Origin of the sequence: Aeromicrobium wangtongii (genome assembly GCF_024584515.1) — a bacterium.
Taxonomy (GTDB): Bacteria; Actinomycetota; Actinomycetes; order Propionibacteriales; family Nocardioidaceae; genus Aeromicrobium; species Aeromicrobium wangtongii.
The window spans coordinates 2,367,766-2,385,328 of sequence record NZ_CP102173.1 but is presented as its reverse complement, the minus strand read 5'-3'; the positions used below and the strand labels follow the sequence as shown (position 1 = coordinate 2,385,328).

Below are 17,563 nucleotides of genomic sequence, written 5' to 3'. Positions count from 1 at the left end.
CCGATCTCGTCGGCCGTGTCCCCACGCGGCACCGGCTGGTCAACCACATACACACATCTGAGGAGACACCACACTCGTGGCAGTCAAGATTCGCCTGAAGCGTATGGGCAAGATCCGTACCCCGTTCTACCGCGTCGTCGTGGCCGATTCGCGCACCAAGCGCGATGGCCGTGTCATCGAGGAGATCGGCACGTACAACCCCAAGGCCGAGCCGTCGATCATCAACATCGACGGTGAGCGCGCGCAGTACTGGCTCGGAGTCGGCGCCCAGCCGACCGAGGCCGTCGCCGCGCTGCTGAAGATCACCGGCGACATCGGTGGCAACAACACCATGAAGTTCGCCCCGGAGAAGCGCAGCAAGGAAGACATCTTCCAGGACGCGCTGAAGGATCTGCACAGCGAGCCCAAGGCCGACGCCGTCACCAAGAAGGCCGCCGCCAAGAAGGCCGACGCGCCCAAGGCTGACGCCGAGGCCGAGCCCGCCGCCGAGGAGGCCAAGGTGCAGGGCGATCCCGTCGCCGACGCCGCAGCCGACGCAGCACCCGCTGACGAGGCCAAGGCCTGATCGTGGCCGCACCCCTCATCGAGGTCATCGAGCATCTCGTCTCCGGCATCGTCGAGCATCCTGACGATGTTGACGTCCGCGCCAAGCAGACGCGTGGAGGCGAGCTGTTCGAGGTTCGGGTCAATCCCGACGACCTCGGCAAGGTCATCGGCCGACAGGGCCGTACGGCCACAGCCATCCGCAAGGTCGCGGGTGCTATCGCCGGTCGCGGCGGTGCACGCATCGACTTCGTGGACGTCGACCGTCGTAGCTAGACGGTGACAATGCAGGTCGTCATCGGCCGTATCGGCCGCGCCCACGGTATCCGTGGTGAGCTGAACGTCGACATCCGAACAGACGAGCCCGACCGGCGCTTCGCCCCGGGCTCGTCTGTCGTGTGTGGACCCCGAACCTTGACCGTCGCATCGGCGCGCCATCACGGCGGACGCCTGGTCGTGGCGTTCAAGGAGATCCCCGATCGCACCGCCGCCGAGCAGCTGCACGGCACCGTCCTCGAAGCGGTCATCGACCCCGAGGACACCCCGGACGATCCCGACGAGTTCTACGACCACCAGCTGGTCGGCCTCGAGGTCCGCTCCGGCGACGATGTCGTCGGCACCGTGACCGGACTCGTCCACCTGCCCTACCAGGACACCCTGACCGTCGACGTCGACGGGCGAGAGGTGTTCGTCCCGTTCGTCACCGAGCTGGTCCCGGTCGTCGACATCGCCGGCGGTTTCGTGACGGTCGCCGATGTCGCCGGCCTGCTGGACCCGGACCAGGCGGAGAACGCCGCGTCCGACCTCGCCGGCGACTGAGCACCATGCGCATCGACGTCGTCTCGATCTTCCCCGCCTACCTCGACGCCCTCCAGCTGTCGCTGGCGGGCAAGGCGCAGTCCTCCGGTCTGCTGCAGATCGCCACCCATGACCTGCGCGAGTTCACCCACGACAAGCACCGCAGCGTCGACGACACGCCCTACGGTGGCGGCGCCGGCATGGTCATGAAGGCCGAGCCGTGGGGTGAGGCCCTGGACACCCTGGCGACCGACGAGGCCGTCATCGTCGTCCCGACGCCGTCGGGCACGCCCTTCACGCAGCGGGTGGCCGAACGGCTCAGCGCCGAGCAGCACCTGGTGTTCGCCTGCGGCCGCTACGAGGGCATCGACCAGCGGGTCATCGACGAGGCCGCGACGACGTGGCGCGTCGAGGAGATCTCGCTGGGCGACTTCGTCCTCAACGGGGGAGAGGTCGCGGCCTTGGCGATCATCGAGGCCGTCGTGCGCCTCGTCCCGGGGTTCATGGGCAATCCGGAGTCGCTCGTCGAGGAGTCCCACGGCCAGGACGGGCTGCTGGAGTACCCCGTGTACACCAAGCCGGCCTCGTGGCGCGGACGTGACGTCCCGCCGGTGCTGCTGTCCGGGAACCATGCGGCGATCGCGGCATGGCGGCACGAGCAGGCCGTGGAACGGACGCGTCAGCGCCGTCCCGACCTGCTGTCCTGACCTGCCGTTGCAGGCCGAACCCCCGTCGCGTGACATGGATTTAACACAAACCACGGTCACGTAACACCGCGGACATGCTCAGGCAAGGCCCGCAAAACCTCTCGACGACACAGTGTGACGAGCGTCCGAATGCAGCAACGTCGCTGGCTCGGCGGAACCACACACCCCCAAGAGAGGTTCTTCATGACCCCGGACATCATCTGGCTGCTGATCACAGCGGCCCTGGTTCTCTTCATGACGCCAGGTCTGGCGTTCTTCTACGGCGGCCTCGTCAGGGCCAAGAGCGTCGTCTCGATGATGATGCTGAGCTTCGGCGCCATCGGCCTGGTCGGCGTGCTGTGGGTCCTGTACGGCGGCAACATGGCCACGCTGACCGACAGCGGCGACGACTGGATCCCGGGCATCGTCGGCAACGGATTCTCCGACTTCGGCATGCAGGACGCGGCCACCGCCGCCTTCGGTGGCGGTGACGCAGCGGCAGACGCCGGTGTCGTCCTGGCGTCGACCGCCTTCGGCGCCACGTTCGCGATCATCACCGTCGCGCTGATCTCCGGCGCCATCGCCGACCGCGCTCGCTTCTTCCCGTGGATGCTGTTCGCCGGCCTGTTCGCGACGCTGGTCTACTTCCCGGTCGCCGGCTGGGTGTTCTCCTTCGACGCCGACGGCATGACCGGATGGATCGGCACCCTCGGCTCGGACATGGGTCTGGACGTCAGCACGATCGACTTCGCCGGTGGCACCGCGGTCCACATCAACGCCGGTGCGGCGGCCCTCGCGCTGGCCCTCGTGCTCGGCAAGCGCGTCGGGTTCAGCCGGGAGCTGCAGAAGCCCCACAACGTCCCGCTGGTGCTCATCGGTGCCGCGATCCTGTGGTTCGGCTGGTTCGGCTTCAACACCGGTGCTGCGATCAGCAACGGCCAGGGCGCGCTGATCTTCCTGAACACGCTGGCCTGCCCCGCCGCCGGCATCGTGGGCTGGATCGTCATCGAGCACTTCAAGAACGGCAAGGCCACCTCGGTCGGCGCCGCCTCGGGTGCCGTTGCGGGCCTCGTCGCCATCACGCCGGCCTGTGTCGCGCTGACGCCCATCTGGGCCATCGTGCTGGGCCTGCTCGCCGGCGGCGTGTGCGCCATCGCCGTCGACCTGAAGTTCAAGCTCGGCTACGACGACTCGCTCGACGTCGTCGGCATCCACCTGGTCTCCGGCGTCATCGGCACGCTGTACCTGGGCTTCTTCGCGATCGACACCGGCCTGTTCACCGGTGGCGGCAACCTGGACCAGTTCATCGTCCAGCTGATCCCCGCCGTGGCGGTCGCCGCGTACTCCTTCGTGGTGTCGTTCGTCCTCGCCACGGTCATCAGCAAGACGATCGGCTTCCGCATCGGGCAGGACGAGGAGGCCGCCGGTATCGACTCGGTGCTGCACGGCGAGGAGGGCTACGCCCTCAGCTGACCGACCCGCACGACAGACGCGCCCGCCGGTATCCGGCGGGCGCGTTGTGCGTCGGTGGCCGATTAACGCCGCTCGTGTCGCATATGGCAACATTGACCTTTGGCGCCGGACGGATCTGCCACAGGGGAGCCGTCGATCACCGCCGAACCACTTCCTTTTCATCACCAGCCGTGGGTGACCTGTGGCACCAACGAGGAGTCAACCATGACCAACATCATCGATCAGGTCGCCAGCGAGTCGCTGCGCTCCGATCTGCCTTCCTTCCGCGCGGGCGACACGCTCGAGGTCCACGTGAAGGTCATCGAGGGCAGCCGCTCGCGCGTGCAGGTCTTCAAGGGCGTCTGCATCAAGATCCAGGGCTCGGGCATCGGTCGTACGTTCACCGTCCGCAAGGTCAGCTTCGGCGTCGGCGTCGAGCGCACCTTCCCGCTGCACACCCCCGTGATCGAGAAGATCGACGTCGCCATCCGCGGTGACGTTCGTCGCGCCAAGCTCTACTACCTGCGCAACCTGCGCGGCAAGGCCGCCAAGATCAAGGAGAAGCGCGACATCTGAGTCGCCTCCCTCAGCAGCTGCCCTCGCCGTTCGCGGCGGGGGCAGCTGTCGTTTCCGAACCACCCTGTCGGTGTCCGGGACGGCTGGACGGGAACACGTTCCATCCGTGCGTCGCCGCGTTGACCTTTCCGGCTAGGCTCTCCGGGTGACCGACAAGAAGCGACAGCTCCCTGTCTGGCAGGAGTCGATCCTTCTCGTCCTGACCGCCATGGTGATGGCGGTCATCGTCAAGACCTTCTTCCTCCAGGCGTTCTACATCCCGTCGGAGTCGATGGAGCCGACGATGCTCGTCGACGACAAGATCCTCGTCCAGAAGGTGTCCTACTGGGGCGGGGACGTCCAGCGCGGCGACATCGTGGTGTTCGACGACCCGGGAGGCTGGCTGGGCGCGGAGGACTCGCGTCACGCCACGAACGGCCTGCAGAAGGTGCTGGAGAAGGTCGGCCTGTTCCCGACCGGTGGCCACTTGATCAAGCGGGTCATCGGCGTCGGCGGCGACACGGTCGCGTGCTGCACCGACGGCAAGCTCACGGTCAACGGCGTCAAGCTCGACGAGCCGTACCTGCTGGACGAGTCGGCGACCAAGGACCGGACATTCGAGGTCAAGGTCCGCGACGGGTACCTGTGGGTGATGGGCGACAACCGCGGCAACTCCTCGGACTCGCGCGCGCACCTGGGCGATCCCGGCGGGGGACAGGTCTCGGAGAAGGCGGTCGTCGGCAAGGCATGGTTCCGCGTCTGGCCGCTGAACCGGGCCGGGTTCATCCACAAACCGGCAGCATTCAAAGCCATCAACGACAAGTGACCGACGAGATCCCATGACGACGCTGGCCAAGGGCTCCACGATCCGCCGCGACGCGGGTCTGTACGGCTACGAGCGTGCGCTCGCGCGCCAGGGGCTGCACCCTGTGGCCGGTGTGGACGAGGCCGGGCGCGGAGCGTGCGCCGGACCGTTGGTCGCGGCTGCGGTCGTCCTGGATCGACCCATCCCCGGTCTGGCCGACTCCAAGCTCCTGACCGAGAAGCGCCGCGAGTCGTGCTTCGAGCTGATCATGCAGCGGGCGGCCGATGTGTCGGTCGTGGTGGTCCCGGCCGCCGACTGCGACCGCATGGGACTGCAGCACGCCAACATCACCGCACTGCGGCGGGCGCTGTGGAAGCTCGAGGTCCGTCCCGGCTACGTCCTGACCGATGGCTTCCCGGTCGACGGGCTGGGCGTCCCGGGCCTCGCGATGTGGAAGGGCGACCGGGTCGCGGCGTCCATCGCGGCGGCCTCGGTGATCGCCAAGGTGACACGCGACCGCATCATGGTGCGCATGCACGAGCAGTTCCCGGCATACGATTTCGCCACGCACAAGGGATACAGCACGCCGGTCCACCAGGCCGCGCTCCGCTCCCTGGGTCCGTGCGAGGAGCACCGCAAGACCTACGTGAACGTCAAGGCAGCGATGGAAGGCACACACCATGAGCTCTGAGGACCTGGAGCGGTACGAGTCCGAGATGGAGCTCGCGCTGTATCGCGAGTACCGCGACGTCGTCTCGATCTTCAAGTACGTCGTCGAGACCGATCGCCGTTTCTACCTGTGCAATGCGGTGGACGTGAAGGTGCGCTCGGAGACGGGGGACGCCTACTTCGAGGTCTCGATGAGCGATGCCTGGGTGTGGGACATCTACCGCCCGGCGCGGTTCGCCAAGAACGTCAAGGTGCTGACGTTCAAGGACGTCAACGTCGAGGAGCTGCAGGACTCCGAGGTCAAGGTGCCCGACGCGGACTGAGCCCGATCAGGCTCCTCAGCCCAGCGTGGTGGCGACCAGGGCGATCAGCAGGACGCTCTCGGACACCTCGGTGCTGGCTCCCAGGCCATCGCCCGAGACGCCACCCAGCCGGCGGTGCCAGTAGAACGCGATCAGGCCCGCCACGGGGATCGCCACCAGCAGCACGGGCTCGGTCAGGACGCTCGCGACGGACAGGCCCACGACCCACACCGTGATCGTCGGCCAGGTGATCTGGCCGCCGAACCGCTCGCCGAGACCGGCCTGCAGGGACGTCGTGAGGCGGGGGAGGGCCAGGCTGATCCAACGGGCCCAGGCCGGTACGAGCACCAGCACCCAGGTGAGGTCCTGGCTGGCCGCCTCCGACAGCAGCACGAACTTGACGATCAGCTGGATCACGACCGTGACCACGCCGAACGCGCCCATGTGCGGGTCCTTGAGCGCTGCGGCGTAGCGAGCCGGATCGCGGTGCGAGGCACCGAGGGCGTCGGCCACGTCGCCCAGCCCGTCGATGTGCAGGGCGCCGGTGACCCACACCCAGATGACCAGGCCGGCCAGCGCCGCGAGCTGCGGACGGTCGGACAACAGCTCGACGGGCACCGCGACCGCCAGCCCGACGATGAGTCCGACGGCGGGGAACCAGAAGGCAGACCGGCCGATGTCGTCCTCGTGGAAGTCGCGGACCTGCGGTGTGGGGATGCGGGTCAGGAACTGCACCGCCAGGATCAGGCCACGAAAAGGTCTCGTCAGTGCAGTCACCGGGCGATTCTAGAGCCGGTTCTCCACAGCGATGACCGCGCCCGTGCGCCGTCCACAGGTTGCCCGTGCCCGCTGGATCGCCGCTGCCGCCCCGGCGAGGCTCGAGCCATGACGTATCAGCGCAGCAAGTCCGTCGGCGACTACGGCGAGCGGGTGGCGGCCGAGCACCTCAGATCCATCGGGATGGTGGTGCTGGCGACCAACTGGACGTGTCGCTTCGGCGAGATCGACATCGTGGCCCGGGACGGCTCGACCCTGGTGATCTGTGAGGTGAAGACCCGCACGTCCCACGAGCACGGCGGCCCGTTCGAGGCGATCACCGGTCAGAAGGCCGCCCGTCTGCGCCGGCTCGCGAGCCACTGGCTCGAGGTGCACGACATCGCGCCGCCGAGCGTGCGCATCGACGTCGTCTCGGTCGTGGTCCCGCCCAAGGGCGGCCCGGTCGTCCAACGCATCGCCGGAGTCGCCTGATGGCCGCCGCGACCCACTCGGTGACGCTCGACGGCCTGGCGGGGCGCCCGATCGAGGTGGAGGTCGACATCGGCGGTGGGCTGCCGCAGACGGTCATGGTCGGCCTGGCCGACACGATGGTCAACGAGGCACGCGACCGGTGCCGGTCCGCGGTGGCCAACTCCGGCACGACCTGGCCCGACCAGCGGGTGACGATCAACTTGGCGCCGTCGACGCTGCCGAAGTCGGGCTCGCACTACGACCTGGCCATCGCGCTGGCGGTGTTCGCCGCCAAGTCGCTGATCGGGGCCGAGCAGCTGGCGGGTGCTGCCTTCCTGGGCGAGCTGGCGCTCGACGGGCGCCTGCGGGCCATCCGAGGCGTCCTGCCGGCCACGCTGGCGGCGGCTGAGGCCGGATTCGACCGGGTGTTCGTGCCCGAGGTCAACGTGCCGGAGGCCGAACTGGTGCACGGCATCTGCGTGGTGGGGGTCCGATCGCTGCGGCAGACCGTCGCGCTGCTCACCGGGCAGCAGGAACCCGATGACCCGCCGGTCCCGCCACTGGACGACAGCCCGTCGATCTCCTGGACGTCCGCCGACCGGCTGGCCCACCTCGACCTGGCCGACATCTCCGGACAGGAGGACTCCCGCATGGCGCTGCTGGTCGCGGCCGCGGGCGGGCACCACGTCTTGATGACCGGGCCGCCCGGCATCGGCAAGACGATGCTGGCGCAACGGCTGCCCGGGCTGCTGCCGGACCTGACCTACGAGCAGTCGCTGGCGGTGAGCGCGGTCCACTCGGTGGCCGGGGTGCTGCCCAGCGACGCACCCCTGCTGACCCGTCCACCGTTCCTGGACCCGCACCACACGGCCAGCGCCGTCTCGATCGTGGGCGGCGGCAGCAAGGTCATCCGTCCCGGCGCGCTGAGCCTGGCCCACCACGGCATCCTGTTCCTCGACGAGGCGCCGGAGTTCGCCTCCAACGTCCTGGAGGCGCTGCGCCAGCCGTTGGAGAGCGGTCACGTCGTGGTGTCCCGGGCCGCCATGACGGCAGCGTTCCCGGCCAGGTTCCAGCTCGTGCTGGCCGCGAACCCGTGCCCCTGCGGCCTCAGCTCGGCCGTGGCCGACCAGTGCCGGTGCACCCCCCTGATGCGTCGGCGCTACGCCGACCGGCTGTCGGGGCCGATCCGTGACCGCATCGACATCCATCGCACGCTGTCGGCCATGAGCAGGCCCGATCTGACCGCCGCGATCACGGGGGCGCGGTCGACCGCAGAGCTGGCGGGCCTGGTCCTGCAGGCCCGCGGCCGTCAGGAGCGTCGTCTGAGCGGCAGCCCGTGGCGGCTCAACAGCGAGGTGCCGGGGGTCGAGCTGCGCAAGCACTGGCCCGTCCGGGACGAGGGGCGCGTCCTGGTCGATCAGCAGCTGCGCAGCAACAAGCTCAATGCGCGGTCGGCCGACCGCATCCTTCGTCTGGCCTGGACGATCGCCGATCTGAACGGGCACGACGTCCCCGGCGCGGACGATGTGGATGCCGCGCTCTGCCTGCGTCGTGGCACTGCGCTGGGCGGGCCGATGCGTGATCTGGTGCAGGCCTCATGACGCGGCACGACCGCCTGGCCCTCAGCCTCGTCGCCGAACCCGGCGATCCCCGCCTCCCGGACCTGCTCGCGGTGCACGAGCCGGGTCGTGTGGTCGAGGCGGTCCGCGGCGGTTCACCGTTGCCGGGCTTCCGCATGCCCGAGGCCTGGACCGAGCGGTCGCACGACCTGGACCGCCTGGTCGAGATCTGCCGGTCCCGCGCGACGGCCGCCGGGCTGCGCTGGATCTGCCCGGGTGACCGGGGCTGGCCCGATGCGCTCGGCGATCTCGAGCACGTCGAGCCGTTGCACGGCACCAGCGGTGCACCGCTGGGCCTGTGGCTGCGAGGCGCGGCAGACCTGGCCGAGCTGGGCGAGCAGGCCGTCGCGATCGTCGGTGCGCGCGCCTGCACGACCTATGGGGCCGAGTGCGCTTCTGATCTGGCCGCTGACCTGGCGGACGGGCGGTGGACCGTGATCAGTGGCGCGGCGTACGGCATCGACGGATGCGCCCACCGCGGCGCACTGGCGATGGGCCGGGCGACCGTGGCCGTGCTCGCCTGCGGGGCCGACATCGACTATCCCCGCTCGCACGCGGGCCTGCTCGAGCACATCGCACAGGAAGGGCTGGTGATCAGCGAGCAGGCACCCGGGCAGACCCCGATCAAACGCCGGTTCCTGTCCCGCAACCGGATCATCGCCGCGCTGACCCAGGGCACCGTCGTGGTGGAGGCAGCGGTGCGCAGTGGTTCGCTGAACACGCTGAACTGGGCCGATCAGCTCGGCCGGGTCACGATGGCCGTGCCGGGCCCCGTGACCTCCCAGGCGTCGGGTGGGGCGCACGCGGCCGTGCGTGAGGGCAAGGCGGTGCTGGTCACCTCGGGCAAGGACGTCCTCGAGGAGCTCGGTGGTCTCGGCGCCGAGGAGTCCGCGGCGGCGAGTCCTTCGACGGAGTTCGACCTGTTGCCGCCGGCCGCGCGGACGACGCTCGACGGCCTCGACTGGCGCACCAGCAGGTCAGCGGCCGACATCGCGGCCGAGGCCAGGATCAGCGAGCGCGATGTGCGGTCAGCCCTGGCGCTGCTGGAGCGACAGGAGCTCGCGACGCGCAGCGGAGCGGGCTGGGTGCTGCACCGGCGCGCGGACATCGGATGATGTGGCCGACGCCGTCGGCTCGTCAGCCTCCGGTTGCACCTCGTCGGTGTTCGATGCGTCGCTCCGGTCCTGCTCACCGTTCGGCTGCGATTTCGCCTCGGCCCGGAACTCCGGACCGATGTAGGTGCTGAAGGTCACCCGTCGAGGGAGCAGGTCCCGACGACCTCGCCGGTGCTGGCGTTCAGCACCCTGCTCAGGCGGGGTCGAGCTCACCTCGCTGAGCCTGGGCGACGAGCTCTGCGGCGGCCTCGGTCAGTGTGCGTCCTGATGCGGTGGCGCGCTCGATCAGCAGATCGTACGCATCGCCCATCCCGATCCCTCGGTGCCGGGCCATCACGCCCTTGGCCTGCTCGACCAGCACCCGCCCGGCCAGAGCTGCGTCGATGCGGTCCTGCGTCGCGGAGCTGCCCGGCAGCTCGTCGTCCATCACCGCCTGCACGACCACATCGGCGAATGCTCGCGCGGCCTGGTCCTCGCGTCCGTCCAGCGCGACCGCCTCGTGGCGGAACAGCGCCATCGCGCCCAGGGGTGCGCCCTCCCACCGCAAGGGCATGGAGTGAACCGACCGGAAGCCCGCCTCGACCATGGCCGGCCCGAAACGGGGCCACCGCTCACGCAGTGCTGCCTCCTCCGCGAGGATGACTGACAGGTCGTCGGCGGCGGCGTCGACGCACGGACCCTCGTCGATCTGCGACTGGTACAGCTCCAGCTCGGTCGATCGATGGGTCGAAGCGGCCAACAGCTGGAGGCGGCCGCTGCGCGACAGCACCATGATGCCCGTCGCGTCGACGGCCAGCGCTCGCTGACAGACCTCGATCAGATCGGCCAGGAATCCGGTGACGTCGTGATGGTGGTGGAGTGCGGAAGTGACCTCGGCCAACGCCTGATCCACGCGAATGTCGTCCATGTCAGTCTCCTTCCATGCTGAAGTCATCGAAGCTGAGATCTCCGTGCACGACGTGTGCCGCCACCTCTAGCAGTGTGGACACTGTGGCGTAGGCATGGGCCCTCAGGAGGGTCAGGGCGTCATCGGCAGAGATCCGCAGATCGAAGATGAGCATCCCGGTCGCCTGGTGCACGACCGCTCGTGACGACCAGTCCTCGGTGAGCTCGGCCTCCAACGCCGTCGGACCGATGTAGTCCAGCAGGACCGGGCCCAGCGCGGAGGAAAGATATCCGGCAGCGGCGTCGTCGAAGGTGTCCGAAGCCGACAGGGTGTGCGCCACGAGCACCCCCAGGCGTGCGCCGGCCGCATCGATCGGCAGGGCCAGCACGGTGCCGCCGAAGCTGAAGGCCGCCATGCAGTCCTCCAGCGCCATCCATGGGGTGCCTGACGGGGTGCTGAAGTCCGCGAACACCATCTTGTTGGTGCGGGCGGCTTCAAAGCCGGGACCCTCGCCGGCCACCTCCTGCGCCTCCTCGATCCGGAGCGCCAGATCGGAGGTGAAGCTCACGGTGTGCCGTTCGAGGCTGTCGTAGTACACCGTGATGGCTGCGCCGTGCGCACGAAGCATCTGCTTGCCTGCTTCACAGAATCGCTCGAGGACGGACAGGTCGGAGTCCAGCGAGCCGATGATCTTGGCGAATCTGGCGGCCTGAACACGATCCTGCATGGTCGCCCCCTTGGTCGTGGATTGCCCGGTGTGACGTGCTGAACAGCCCTCGGCCTCACCGCGGGACGATGGGTCCTGATCGCTGCCCGTCCGGTGAACGCCGCAGGATGCGGTGCTGACCGGTGGGGTGGCTGACTGCCTGGCTCAGGATCGACCACGCTTGGTCGCGATCACTCGGCTGGACGGACATGTGATCCCCGTTCGACGTGCTTGACCTGGGATCCGTCTGCTGTTCCAACCGGAGACCCCCACTGTATGCCCACGGCACCGGGTTCGCCGGGCAACGCGTGGATCAGTCACGCCGTCGAGGAGGATCGCCGTCGTGAGCGCGCGCCCGGCGCGGCGACGTGGGCTGACTCCGCCCGGGGACCACACTGGGAACGATGAGTGCCGAGACCCCTGACGAGCTGACCGAGCCGTGGTCGGCCGTCCTGGCTGCCTACGAGCAGCACCTGACCGCCGAGCGTGACCTGTCGGCGCACTCGGTCCGCGCCTACCTGACCGACATCGAGAACCTGGGCGCCCACGCGGCCCGCCTGGGGGTCGCGGACCCGGCCGATCTGACGATCCGGGTGCTGCGCAGCTGGCTGGCCAATCTCAAGACCCTCGGCAAGGCGCGCACGACACTGGCCCGGCGGGCCACATCGGCACGGGTCTTCACGACGTGGATGGCGCGCACCGGCCGGGCGACGTCCGATGCCGGGGCGCTCCTGGTCAATCCCAAGGCGCACCGCGAGCTGCCGGTCGCCCTGAGCGAGACCGAGGTGCGCGGGCTGCTGGACGCCACGATCGCGGCACTGGTCGACGACGGCGCGCGTGGTCTGCGCGACCTGGCGATCCTCGAGCTGCTGTACGCCACCGGCATCCGGGTGGGGGAGCTCACCGGTCTCGACGTCGACGACCTCGACCGCCAGCGCCGGGTCGTCCGGGTGTTCGGCAAGGGGCGCAAGGAGCGGTCGGTGCCCTACGGCCTGCCCGCCTCGGACGCGCTCGAGCTGTGGCTGGAACGAGGACGCCCCGAGCTGGCGACCGAGTCCAGCGGTGCTGCGATGTTCCTGGGGGCTCGCGGTGGCCGCATCGATCAGCGTGCGGTGCGGCGCATCGTCCACGAGCGGCTCGCCGCCGTGGAGGGGGCACCTGATCTGGGCCCGCACGGCCTGCGCCACACCGCGGCGACCCATCTGCTGGAGGGTGGAGCCGACCTGCGCAGCGTCCAGGAGATCCTGGGCCACGCATCGCTCGGCACGACGCAGATCTACACCCACGTCAGCAACGAACGCCTGCGCAGCGCCTACAAGCTGGCCCACCCCCGCGCCTGATCGTCCTGGTCGGCATCGGCCCGCCACTCGTCGACCGCGGTCATGAGCTCGCGGCGTCGATCGTCGTCGATGAACGAGGCGTCGAAGGAGTTGCGTGCCATGAGCACGAAGTCGTCCTGACCGAGCGGGAGGTCCTCGGCCAGGGCGACGAAGTTGTCGCCGGCATAGCCGCCGAAGTAGGCCGGGTCGTCGGAGTTCACCGTCACGACCAAGCCGGCGGACAGCATCGCCTGCATCGGGTGGAAGCTCAGGTCGGGCAGGACGCGCAGTCGGACGTTCGACAGCGGGCAGAGCGTGAGGGGCATCCGGTCGGACTGCAGGCGCTGCACGAGGGCGCTGTCCTCCATGACGCGGACACCGTGGTCGACACGGTCGACACCGAGCTCGTCGATCGCCTCCCAGACGTACGACGGCGGGCCCTCCTCGCCGGCGTGCGCCACGAGTCGCAGACCCATCTGACGGGCATCGCGGTAGACCTCGGTGAACAGCGACGGCGGGTAGCCGACCTCGGCGGAGTCCAGGCCGATTCCCAGCAGCGAGTCGACGTGCCCGGCCAGGGCGTCCAGCGTGCTGTGCGCTTCCTCCACGGGCCGGTCGCGCAGGAAGCACGCGATGAGACCGGCGGACAGGTCGTGGAGTGCGCTGGCCCGTCGGATGCCCTCGGTGAGCCCCGCCATCACCACGTCGAGGGGGATTCCGCGGGACGTGTGGGCCTGCGGGTCGAAGAACATCTCGACGTGCCGGACGCCCTGAGCGGCGGCGCGTCGCGCGTAGTCGGTGACCAGGTCGGCGAAGTCCTCCTCGGTGCGCAGCACGTCCATGCAGGCGTAGTACAGGTCGAGGAACGACACGAGGTCGTCGAACCGGTACGCGGTGCGCAGGGCCTCGACATCGGCGAACGGGACGGTCAGCCGGTTGCGACGGGCGAGCGCGAAGACCAGCTCCGGCTCGAGGGTTCCTTCGATGTGCAGGTGCAGCTCGGCCTTGGGCAGGGTGAGGAGATCGTGCATGCCCTCATGGTGCACGACCGGCCTCGGGCGATACGCGCCCGGTCACAGCGATGACATCGGATCGGTCAGTGCTCCGCCTTCCCGCACCATGAAGTGCAGGTGGCACCCGGTCGACAGGCCGGTCGTCCCGGACCGGCCGATGACCTCGCCGGCCGTCACCGGGGCGCCCACCGGTACCGAGACGACCGACAGGTGCGCGTAGGACGTCTCCAGATCCTGCCCGTGCCGGATGGTGATGCGGCGCCCGTAGGCGCCCGCCGACCCGGCTGCGGTGACGGTCCCGCCTGCGGCCGCACGCACCGGCGTGCCGCACGGGACGGCGAAGTCGGTGCCGTCGTGCAGCTTGCGGACCCCGGTGAGCGGGTGGACCCGCATGCCGAACGGCGAGGTCACCGGGCCGCCCACGGGCCGGGTCAGCCGGCCCCCCGCGCCGGCCGGGGGTGGGGGAGGGGCGCCGTCGGGACTGACCAGGACGAAGCGTCCCGCGCCGAGCAGGTCGAGCGGGTCGAGGTAGTCCTCGCCGATGCGCCGGCCCAGGTGCAGGCACGCGCCGGGGCAGTGGCTGTGCTCACCCTGCAACGTGCCGATGACCTGCCGGGCCGTGACCGCGTCGCCGACCTCGACGCGCGCCGCGACGGGTTGATAGGTGGACCGTTCGCCGCCGTGGTCGATCGTCACGACCGGCACGCCACCGACCCGCCCGGCGAACGTCACCCGCCCGGGCGCCACGGCGCGCACCCGGTCGCCCACGACGCCGGACAGGTCGATCCCGCGGTGTCCCGCCGCGTAGCGGTCGGCCGGCGGGTCGAAGGGTCCGGACACCTCGTGCCGCTCAAGAGGCCACGACCAGCCGGGTGCGGAGGCGGCCGCGGGAGCGGGCACCAGCAGCACGGAGATGACCAGCAGGACACAGGCGAGACGCAAGGGCATGGGCCCAGCCAACGTCCGCGCGCCGGGCCACGACAGGCCCGGGCAGCGGGCTGGGGACGACCGCTGCAAGCACGGGGTCTGTGGATTTCGTTCCGGGCGGGTCGGTGCCCTAGACTGGGGGAGCACTCACTTCTCCGGAAGTGAAATTCGCGCGCCTGTCTCCGTATGACGCGAGAGCTGAATACGGATGTGGTCCTGGTCCGTCCGGCACAGCCGGATGGTGGGTCACGTCGACGGACAGGTGCCAGGTCACCGGCAACCGTCGGTGAGTCAACCAGGAATCGGCACACGCACGTGTGCCTCAAGGAGATACGACATGGCAGTCGTCACCATGCGCCAGCTGCTCGAGAGCGGCGTCCACTTCGGGCACCAGACCCGTCGCTGGAACCCCAAGATGAAGCGTTTCATCTTCACCGAGCGCAACGGCATCTACATCATCGACCTGCAGCAGTCGCTGGCCTACATCGACGCCGGGTACGAGTTCGTCAAGAACACCGTCGCCCGTGGCGGCACGATCCTGTTCGTCGGCACCAAGCGCCAGGCGCAGGAGCCGATCGAGGAGCAGGCCAAGCGCGTCGGCATGCCCTACGTCAACCAGCGTTGGCTCGGCGGCATGCTCACCAACTTCCAGACGATGCACCAGCGGCTCCAGCGCATGAAGGAGCTCGAGGAGATCGACTTCGACGACGTCGCGGGATCCAACCGCACGAAGAAGGAGCTCCTGGGCATGAGCCGCGAGTACGCGAAGCTCTCGCGCACCCTCGGCGGCATCCGTGACATGGGCCGCACGCCGGCCGCCGTCTGGATCGTCGACACGAAGAAGGAGCACCTCGCGGTCGACGAGTGCAAGAAGCTGAACATCCCGATCATCGCGATCCTCGACACCAACTGCGATCCCGACGACGTCGACTTCCCGATCCCGGGCAACGACGACGCGATCCGCTCGGTCGGCCTGCTGACCCGGGTCATCGCCGACGCCGTCGCCGAGGGCCTGCTGGCCCGCGGTGGCGCCAAGACCGGTGAAGAGGAGCCCGGCGCCGAGCTCGGTGCCGAGGAGCCCCTGGCCGACTGGGAGCGCGAGCTGCTGGAGAAGAAGGACGCCGAGGCGAAGGCCGCCGGCACCGAGGCTCCGGCCGCGACCGCTGACTCCGCTGCTGCGCCTGCCGCCGAGGCCCCCAAGGCCGACGAGGCTCCCGCCGCCGAGGCCCCCAAGGCCGACGCCGCTCCCGCCGCTGAGTGACCCCCACTACCTGAGAAGCGAGAACACACATGGCTATCACCGCCACAGACGTCAAGAAGCTTCGTGACGCGACCGGCGCCGGCATGATGGACGCCAAGAAGGCGCTCACCGAGGCCGACGGCGACTTCGACAAGGCGATCGAGGTGCTCCGCATCTCGGGCGCCGCGAAGGCTGCCAAGCGCGGTGCCGAGCGCGAGGCCACCTCCGGCCTCGTCGCGAACTACGGCAGCGCGATCGTCGAGCTCAACTCCGAGACCGACTTCGTCGCCAAGAACGAGCAGTTCATCACGCTGGCCGAGAAGCTGGCCGAGCTGGCCGACAAGACCCGTCCCGCCGACGCCGCCGCGTTCGCCGCGACGGAGTTCGAGGCCGGCAAGACCGTGGGCGAGGCTGTTGCCGATCTCGCGGTCGTCATCGGCGAGAAGATCGAGCTGGGCCGCGTGGCCTCGTTCGACGGCCAGGTCGCGACCTACATGCACCGTCGTGCCAGCGACCTGCCCCCCGCAGTCGGCGTGCTCGTCGAGTTCGAGGGCGAGTCGGGCCACGACGTGGCCCGCCAGGTCGCGATGCAGATCGCGGCCATGCGTCCTCGTTACCTGACGCGTGAGGACGTCCCGGCGGACCTCGTCGCCAAGGAGCGCGAGATCGCCGAGGCCACCTCGCGCGAGGAGGGCAAGCCCGAGCAGGCGATCGCCAAGATCACCGAGGGACGCCTCAACGGCTTCTTCAAGGAGAACGTGCTGCTCGAGCAGGCGTCCGTCCAGGACAACAAGAAGACGGTCAAGGCCATCCTCGATGAGGCGGGTGTGACGCTCAAGCGTTTCGCGCACATCGAGATCGGCGCCTGATCACCAGCACCACCTGTTCTACCCGCTGATTGACGAGAGGCCGGATTCGTGACCACTGCAGAGCATGTCGGCGATCCGGCCTCTGGTCATCAGCTGAAGCGTGTGCTGTTGAAGCTGTCGGGCGAGGTGTTCGGCGGCGGATCGATCGGCATCGACCCCGATGTCGTCAACGGCATCGCCAAGCAGATCGCCGAGGCGGTGGCCGAGGGCGTCGAGGTCGCGATCGTCGTCGGCGGCGGCAACTTCTTCCGTGGCGCCGAGCTGAGCCAGCGCGGCATGGAACGCTCCCGCGCCGACTACATCGGCATGCTGGGCACCGTGATGAACAGCCTCGCGCTGCAGGACTTCATCGAGAAGCAGGGCGTCGAGACGCGCGTCCAGTCGGCGATCACGATGGGCCAGGTCGCCGAGCCCTACATCCCGCGGCGCGCGATGCGCCACCTGGAGAAGGGTCGCGTCGTCATCTTCGGCGCCGGCGCCGGCATGCCGTACTTCTCCACCGACACCGTCTCGGCGCAGCGCGCGCTGGAGATCAAGGCCGATGCCGTCCTGATGTCGAAGTCGGGCGTCGACGGGGTGTACTCCGCCGATCCGCGCACCGATCCGGACGCGATCAAGTACGACGAGCTGACCTTCGAGGACGCGCTGCGCCTGGGTCTCAAGGTCGTCGACGCCGCAGCGTTCGCGTTGTGCATGGAGAACAAGCTGCCCATGATCGTGTTCGGCATGGAGGGCGAGGGCAACGTGGCGCGCGTCCTTCGCGGTGAGAAGATCGGAACACTCGTGCACGCCGTCTAGGCTGCACGACACAATGACCGTGATGGGGAGAACA

21 protein-coding genes are annotated in these 17,563 nt (G+C 69.3%); 16 read left to right on the top strand and 5 right to left on the bottom strand.

Going from position 1 to position 17,563, the window contains the following annotated elements:
- Positions 1-76 precede the first annotated feature (76 nt).
- The 9 genes from rpsP (at position 77) to NQV15_RS11690 (ending at position 5,831) form a co-directional block, all read left to right on the top strand.
- Positions 77-565: a 30S ribosomal protein S16 gene (gene rpsP, locus NQV15_RS11730; protein WP_232400046.1), complete on the top strand. Its 489-nt coding sequence runs from the start codon at positions 77-79 to the stop codon at positions 563-565.
- A gap of 2 nt (positions 566-567) precedes the next feature.
- Positions 568-819: an RNA-binding protein gene (locus tag NQV15_RS11725; protein WP_232400045.1), complete on the top strand. Its 252-nt coding sequence runs from the start codon at positions 568-570 to the stop codon at positions 817-819.
- Between the two features lie 9 nt (positions 820-828).
- Positions 829-1,362 (top strand): ribosome maturation factor RimM, encoded by a 534-nt coding sequence (gene rimM / locus NQV15_RS11720; protein WP_232400044.1) that lies wholly within the window; start codon positions 829-831, stop codon positions 1,360-1,362.
- A 5-nt stretch (positions 1,363-1,367) separates the two neighbouring features.
- Positions 1,368-2,048, top strand: coding sequence for a tRNA (guanosine(37)-N1)-methyltransferase TrmD (gene trmD, locus NQV15_RS11715; protein ID WP_232400043.1), 681 nt, complete (start codon positions 1,368-1,370; stop codon positions 2,046-2,048).
- Between the two features lie 183 nt (positions 2,049-2,231).
- Positions 2,232-3,500, top strand: a complete 1,269-nt coding sequence (locus NQV15_RS11710; RefSeq protein ID WP_232400042.1) for an ammonium transporter — start codon at positions 2,232-2,234, stop codon at positions 3,498-3,500.
- Positions 3,501-3,704: 204 nt separating this feature from the next.
- On the top strand, positions 3,705-4,055 hold the full coding sequence (gene rplS / locus NQV15_RS11705) for a 50S ribosomal protein L19 (protein WP_232400041.1): 351 nt from the start codon (positions 3,705-3,707) through the stop codon (positions 4,053-4,055).
- A 145-nt stretch (positions 4,056-4,200) separates the two neighbouring features.
- The gene (lepB, locus tag NQV15_RS11700) at positions 4,201-4,860 is read left to right on the top strand and encodes a signal peptidase I (protein ID WP_232400040.1); all 660 of its coding nucleotides are present in this window, start codon (positions 4,201-4,203) and stop codon (positions 4,858-4,860) included.
- Between the two features lie 13 nt (positions 4,861-4,873).
- Entirely contained in the window at positions 4,874-5,530 is a 657-nt protein-coding gene (locus NQV15_RS11695; RefSeq protein ID WP_232400039.1) for a ribonuclease HII, read from the top strand.
- A complete protein-coding gene (locus tag NQV15_RS11690; protein WP_232400038.1) occupies positions 5,520-5,831 on the top strand; it encodes a DUF2469 domain-containing protein in 312 nt (103 codons plus the stop codon). The genes NQV15_RS11695 and NQV15_RS11690 overlap by 11 nt, the downstream gene beginning before the upstream one ends.
- A 15-nt stretch (positions 5,832-5,846) precedes the next feature.
- Here the strand turns inward: NQV15_RS11690 and cobS are convergent, their stop codons facing one another.
- A complete protein-coding gene (gene cobS / locus NQV15_RS11685) occupies positions 5,847-6,587 on the bottom strand; it encodes an adenosylcobinamide-GDP ribazoletransferase (protein ID WP_232400037.1) in 741 nt (246 codons plus the stop codon).
- 108 nt (positions 6,588-6,695) lie between these two features.
- Here cobS and NQV15_RS11680 point away from each other — a divergent pair, with 108 nt between their 5' ends.
- The 3 genes from NQV15_RS11680 to dprA are packed head-to-tail and all read left to right on the top strand — an operon-like array spanning position 6,696 to position 9,771.
- Positions 6,696-7,058: a YraN family protein gene (locus tag NQV15_RS11680; protein WP_232400036.1), complete on the top strand. Its 363-nt coding sequence runs from the start codon at positions 6,696-6,698 to the stop codon at positions 7,056-7,058.
- A complete protein-coding gene (locus tag NQV15_RS11675) occupies positions 7,058-8,638 on the top strand; it encodes a YifB family Mg chelatase-like AAA ATPase (protein ID WP_232400035.1) in 1,581 nt (526 codons plus the stop codon). Before NQV15_RS11680 ends, NQV15_RS11675 begins: the two co-directional genes overlap by 1 nt.
- Positions 8,635-9,771 (top strand): DNA-processing protein DprA, encoded by a 1,137-nt coding sequence (gene dprA / locus NQV15_RS11670; RefSeq protein ID WP_232400034.1) that lies wholly within the window; start codon positions 8,635-8,637, stop codon positions 9,769-9,771. Before NQV15_RS11675 ends, dprA begins: the two co-directional genes overlap by 4 nt.
- 193 nt (positions 9,772-9,964) lie before the next feature.
- Here the strand turns inward: dprA and NQV15_RS11665 are convergent, their stop codons facing one another.
- Positions 9,965-10,678 carry a GAF and ANTAR domain-containing protein gene (locus tag NQV15_RS11665; protein ID WP_232400033.1) on the bottom strand — a complete coding sequence of 238 codons (714 nt, stop codon included), beginning with the start codon at positions 10,676-10,678 and terminating at the stop codon, positions 9,965-9,967.
- A 1-nt stretch (position 10,679) separates the two neighbouring features.
- Positions 10,680-11,384, bottom strand: a complete 705-nt coding sequence (locus NQV15_RS11660; protein WP_232400032.1) for an ANTAR domain-containing protein — start codon at positions 11,382-11,384, stop codon at positions 10,680-10,682.
- Between the two features lie 383 nt (positions 11,385-11,767).
- Here NQV15_RS11660 and NQV15_RS11655 point away from each other — a divergent pair, with 383 nt between their 5' ends.
- A complete protein-coding gene (locus NQV15_RS11655; protein WP_232400031.1) occupies positions 11,768-12,703 on the top strand; it encodes a tyrosine recombinase XerC in 936 nt (311 codons plus the stop codon).
- Here the strand turns inward: NQV15_RS11655 and NQV15_RS11650 are convergent.
- Together NQV15_RS11650 and NQV15_RS11645 are read right to left on the bottom strand one after the other, a co-directional pair.
- Positions 12,676-13,713 carry an adenosine deaminase gene (locus NQV15_RS11650; RefSeq protein ID WP_232400030.1) on the bottom strand — a complete coding sequence of 346 codons (1,038 nt, stop codon included), beginning with the start codon at positions 13,711-13,713 and terminating at the stop codon, positions 12,676-12,678. The genes NQV15_RS11655 and NQV15_RS11650 overlap by 28 nt on opposite strands.
- 42 nt (positions 13,714-13,755) lie before the next feature.
- The gene (locus NQV15_RS11645) at positions 13,756-14,643 is read right to left on the bottom strand and encodes a peptidoglycan DD-metalloendopeptidase family protein (protein WP_232400029.1); all 888 of its coding nucleotides are present in this window, start codon (positions 14,641-14,643) and stop codon (positions 13,756-13,758) included.
- A gap of 316 nt (positions 14,644-14,959) precedes the next feature.
- On the opposite strand from NQV15_RS11645, the gene rpsB reads away from it, so the two are divergent.
- The 3 genes from rpsB to pyrH are packed head-to-tail and all read left to right on the top strand — an operon-like array spanning position 14,960 to position 17,529.
- Positions 14,960-15,883 carry a 30S ribosomal protein S2 gene (gene rpsB / locus NQV15_RS11640; protein ID WP_232400028.1) on the top strand — a complete coding sequence of 308 codons (924 nt, stop codon included), beginning with the start codon at positions 14,960-14,962 and terminating at the stop codon, positions 15,881-15,883.
- A gap of 29 nt (positions 15,884-15,912) precedes the next feature.
- Positions 15,913-16,731 (top strand): translation elongation factor Ts, encoded by an 819-nt coding sequence (gene tsf / locus NQV15_RS11635; RefSeq protein WP_232400027.1) that lies wholly within the window; start codon positions 15,913-15,915, stop codon positions 16,729-16,731.
- 48 nt (positions 16,732-16,779) lie between these two features.
- On the top strand, positions 16,780-17,529 hold the full coding sequence (pyrH, locus tag NQV15_RS11630; protein WP_232400026.1) for a UMP kinase: 750 nt from the start codon (positions 16,780-16,782) through the stop codon (positions 17,527-17,529).
- Positions 17,530-17,563: the final 34 nt, after the last annotated feature.

Excerpts from the sequence above, each read along its gene's own strand:
- rimM (WP_232400044.1), top strand. The coding sequence starts at position 829 with ATGCAGGTCGTCATCGGCCGTATCGGCCGCGCCCACGGTATCCGTGGT.
- trmD (WP_232400043.1), top strand. The coding sequence starts at position 1,368 with ATGCGCATCGACGTCGTCTCGATCTTCCCCGCCTACCTCGACGCCCTC.
- NQV15_RS11710 (WP_232400042.1), top strand. The coding sequence starts at position 2,232 with ATGACCCCGGACATCATCTGGCTGCTGATCACAGCGGCCCTGGTTCTC.
- rplS (WP_232400041.1), top strand. The coding sequence starts at position 3,705 with ATGACCAACATCATCGATCAGGTCGCCAGCGAGTCGCTGCGCTCCGAT.
- NQV15_RS11695 (WP_232400039.1), top strand. The coding sequence starts at position 4,874 with ATGACGACGCTGGCCAAGGGCTCCACGATCCGCCGCGACGCGGGTCTG.
- NQV15_RS11690 (WP_232400038.1), top strand. The coding sequence starts at position 5,520 with ATGAGCTCTGAGGACCTGGAGCGGTACGAGTCCGAGATGGAGCTCGCG.
- NQV15_RS11680 (WP_232400036.1), top strand. The coding sequence starts at position 6,696 with ATGACGTATCAGCGCAGCAAGTCCGTCGGCGACTACGGCGAGCGGGTG.
- NQV15_RS11675 (WP_232400035.1), top strand. The coding sequence starts at position 7,058 with ATGGCCGCCGCGACCCACTCGGTGACGCTCGACGGCCTGGCGGGGCGC.
- dprA (WP_232400034.1), top strand. The coding sequence starts at position 8,635 with ATGACGCGGCACGACCGCCTGGCCCTCAGCCTCGTCGCCGAACCCGGC.
- NQV15_RS11665 (WP_232400033.1), bottom strand. The coding sequence starts at position 10,678 with ATGGACGACATTCGCGTGGATCAGGCGTTGGCCGAGGTCACTTCCGCA.
- NQV15_RS11660 (WP_232400032.1), bottom strand. The coding sequence starts at position 11,384 with ATGCAGGATCGTGTTCAGGCCGCCAGATTCGCCAAGATCATCGGCTCG.
- NQV15_RS11655 (WP_232400031.1), top strand. The coding sequence starts at position 11,768 with ATGAGTGCCGAGACCCCTGACGAGCTGACCGAGCCGTGGTCGGCCGTC.
- NQV15_RS11650 (WP_232400030.1), bottom strand. The coding sequence starts at position 13,713 with ATGCACGATCTCCTCACCCTGCCCAAGGCCGAGCTGCACCTGCACATC.
- NQV15_RS11645 (WP_232400029.1), bottom strand. The coding sequence starts at position 14,643 with ATGCCCTTGCGTCTCGCCTGTGTCCTGCTGGTCATCTCCGTGCTGCTG.
- rpsB (WP_232400028.1), top strand. The coding sequence starts at position 14,960 with ATGGCAGTCGTCACCATGCGCCAGCTGCTCGAGAGCGGCGTCCACTTC.
- tsf (WP_232400027.1), top strand. The coding sequence starts at position 15,913 with ATGGCTATCACCGCCACAGACGTCAAGAAGCTTCGTGACGCGACCGGC.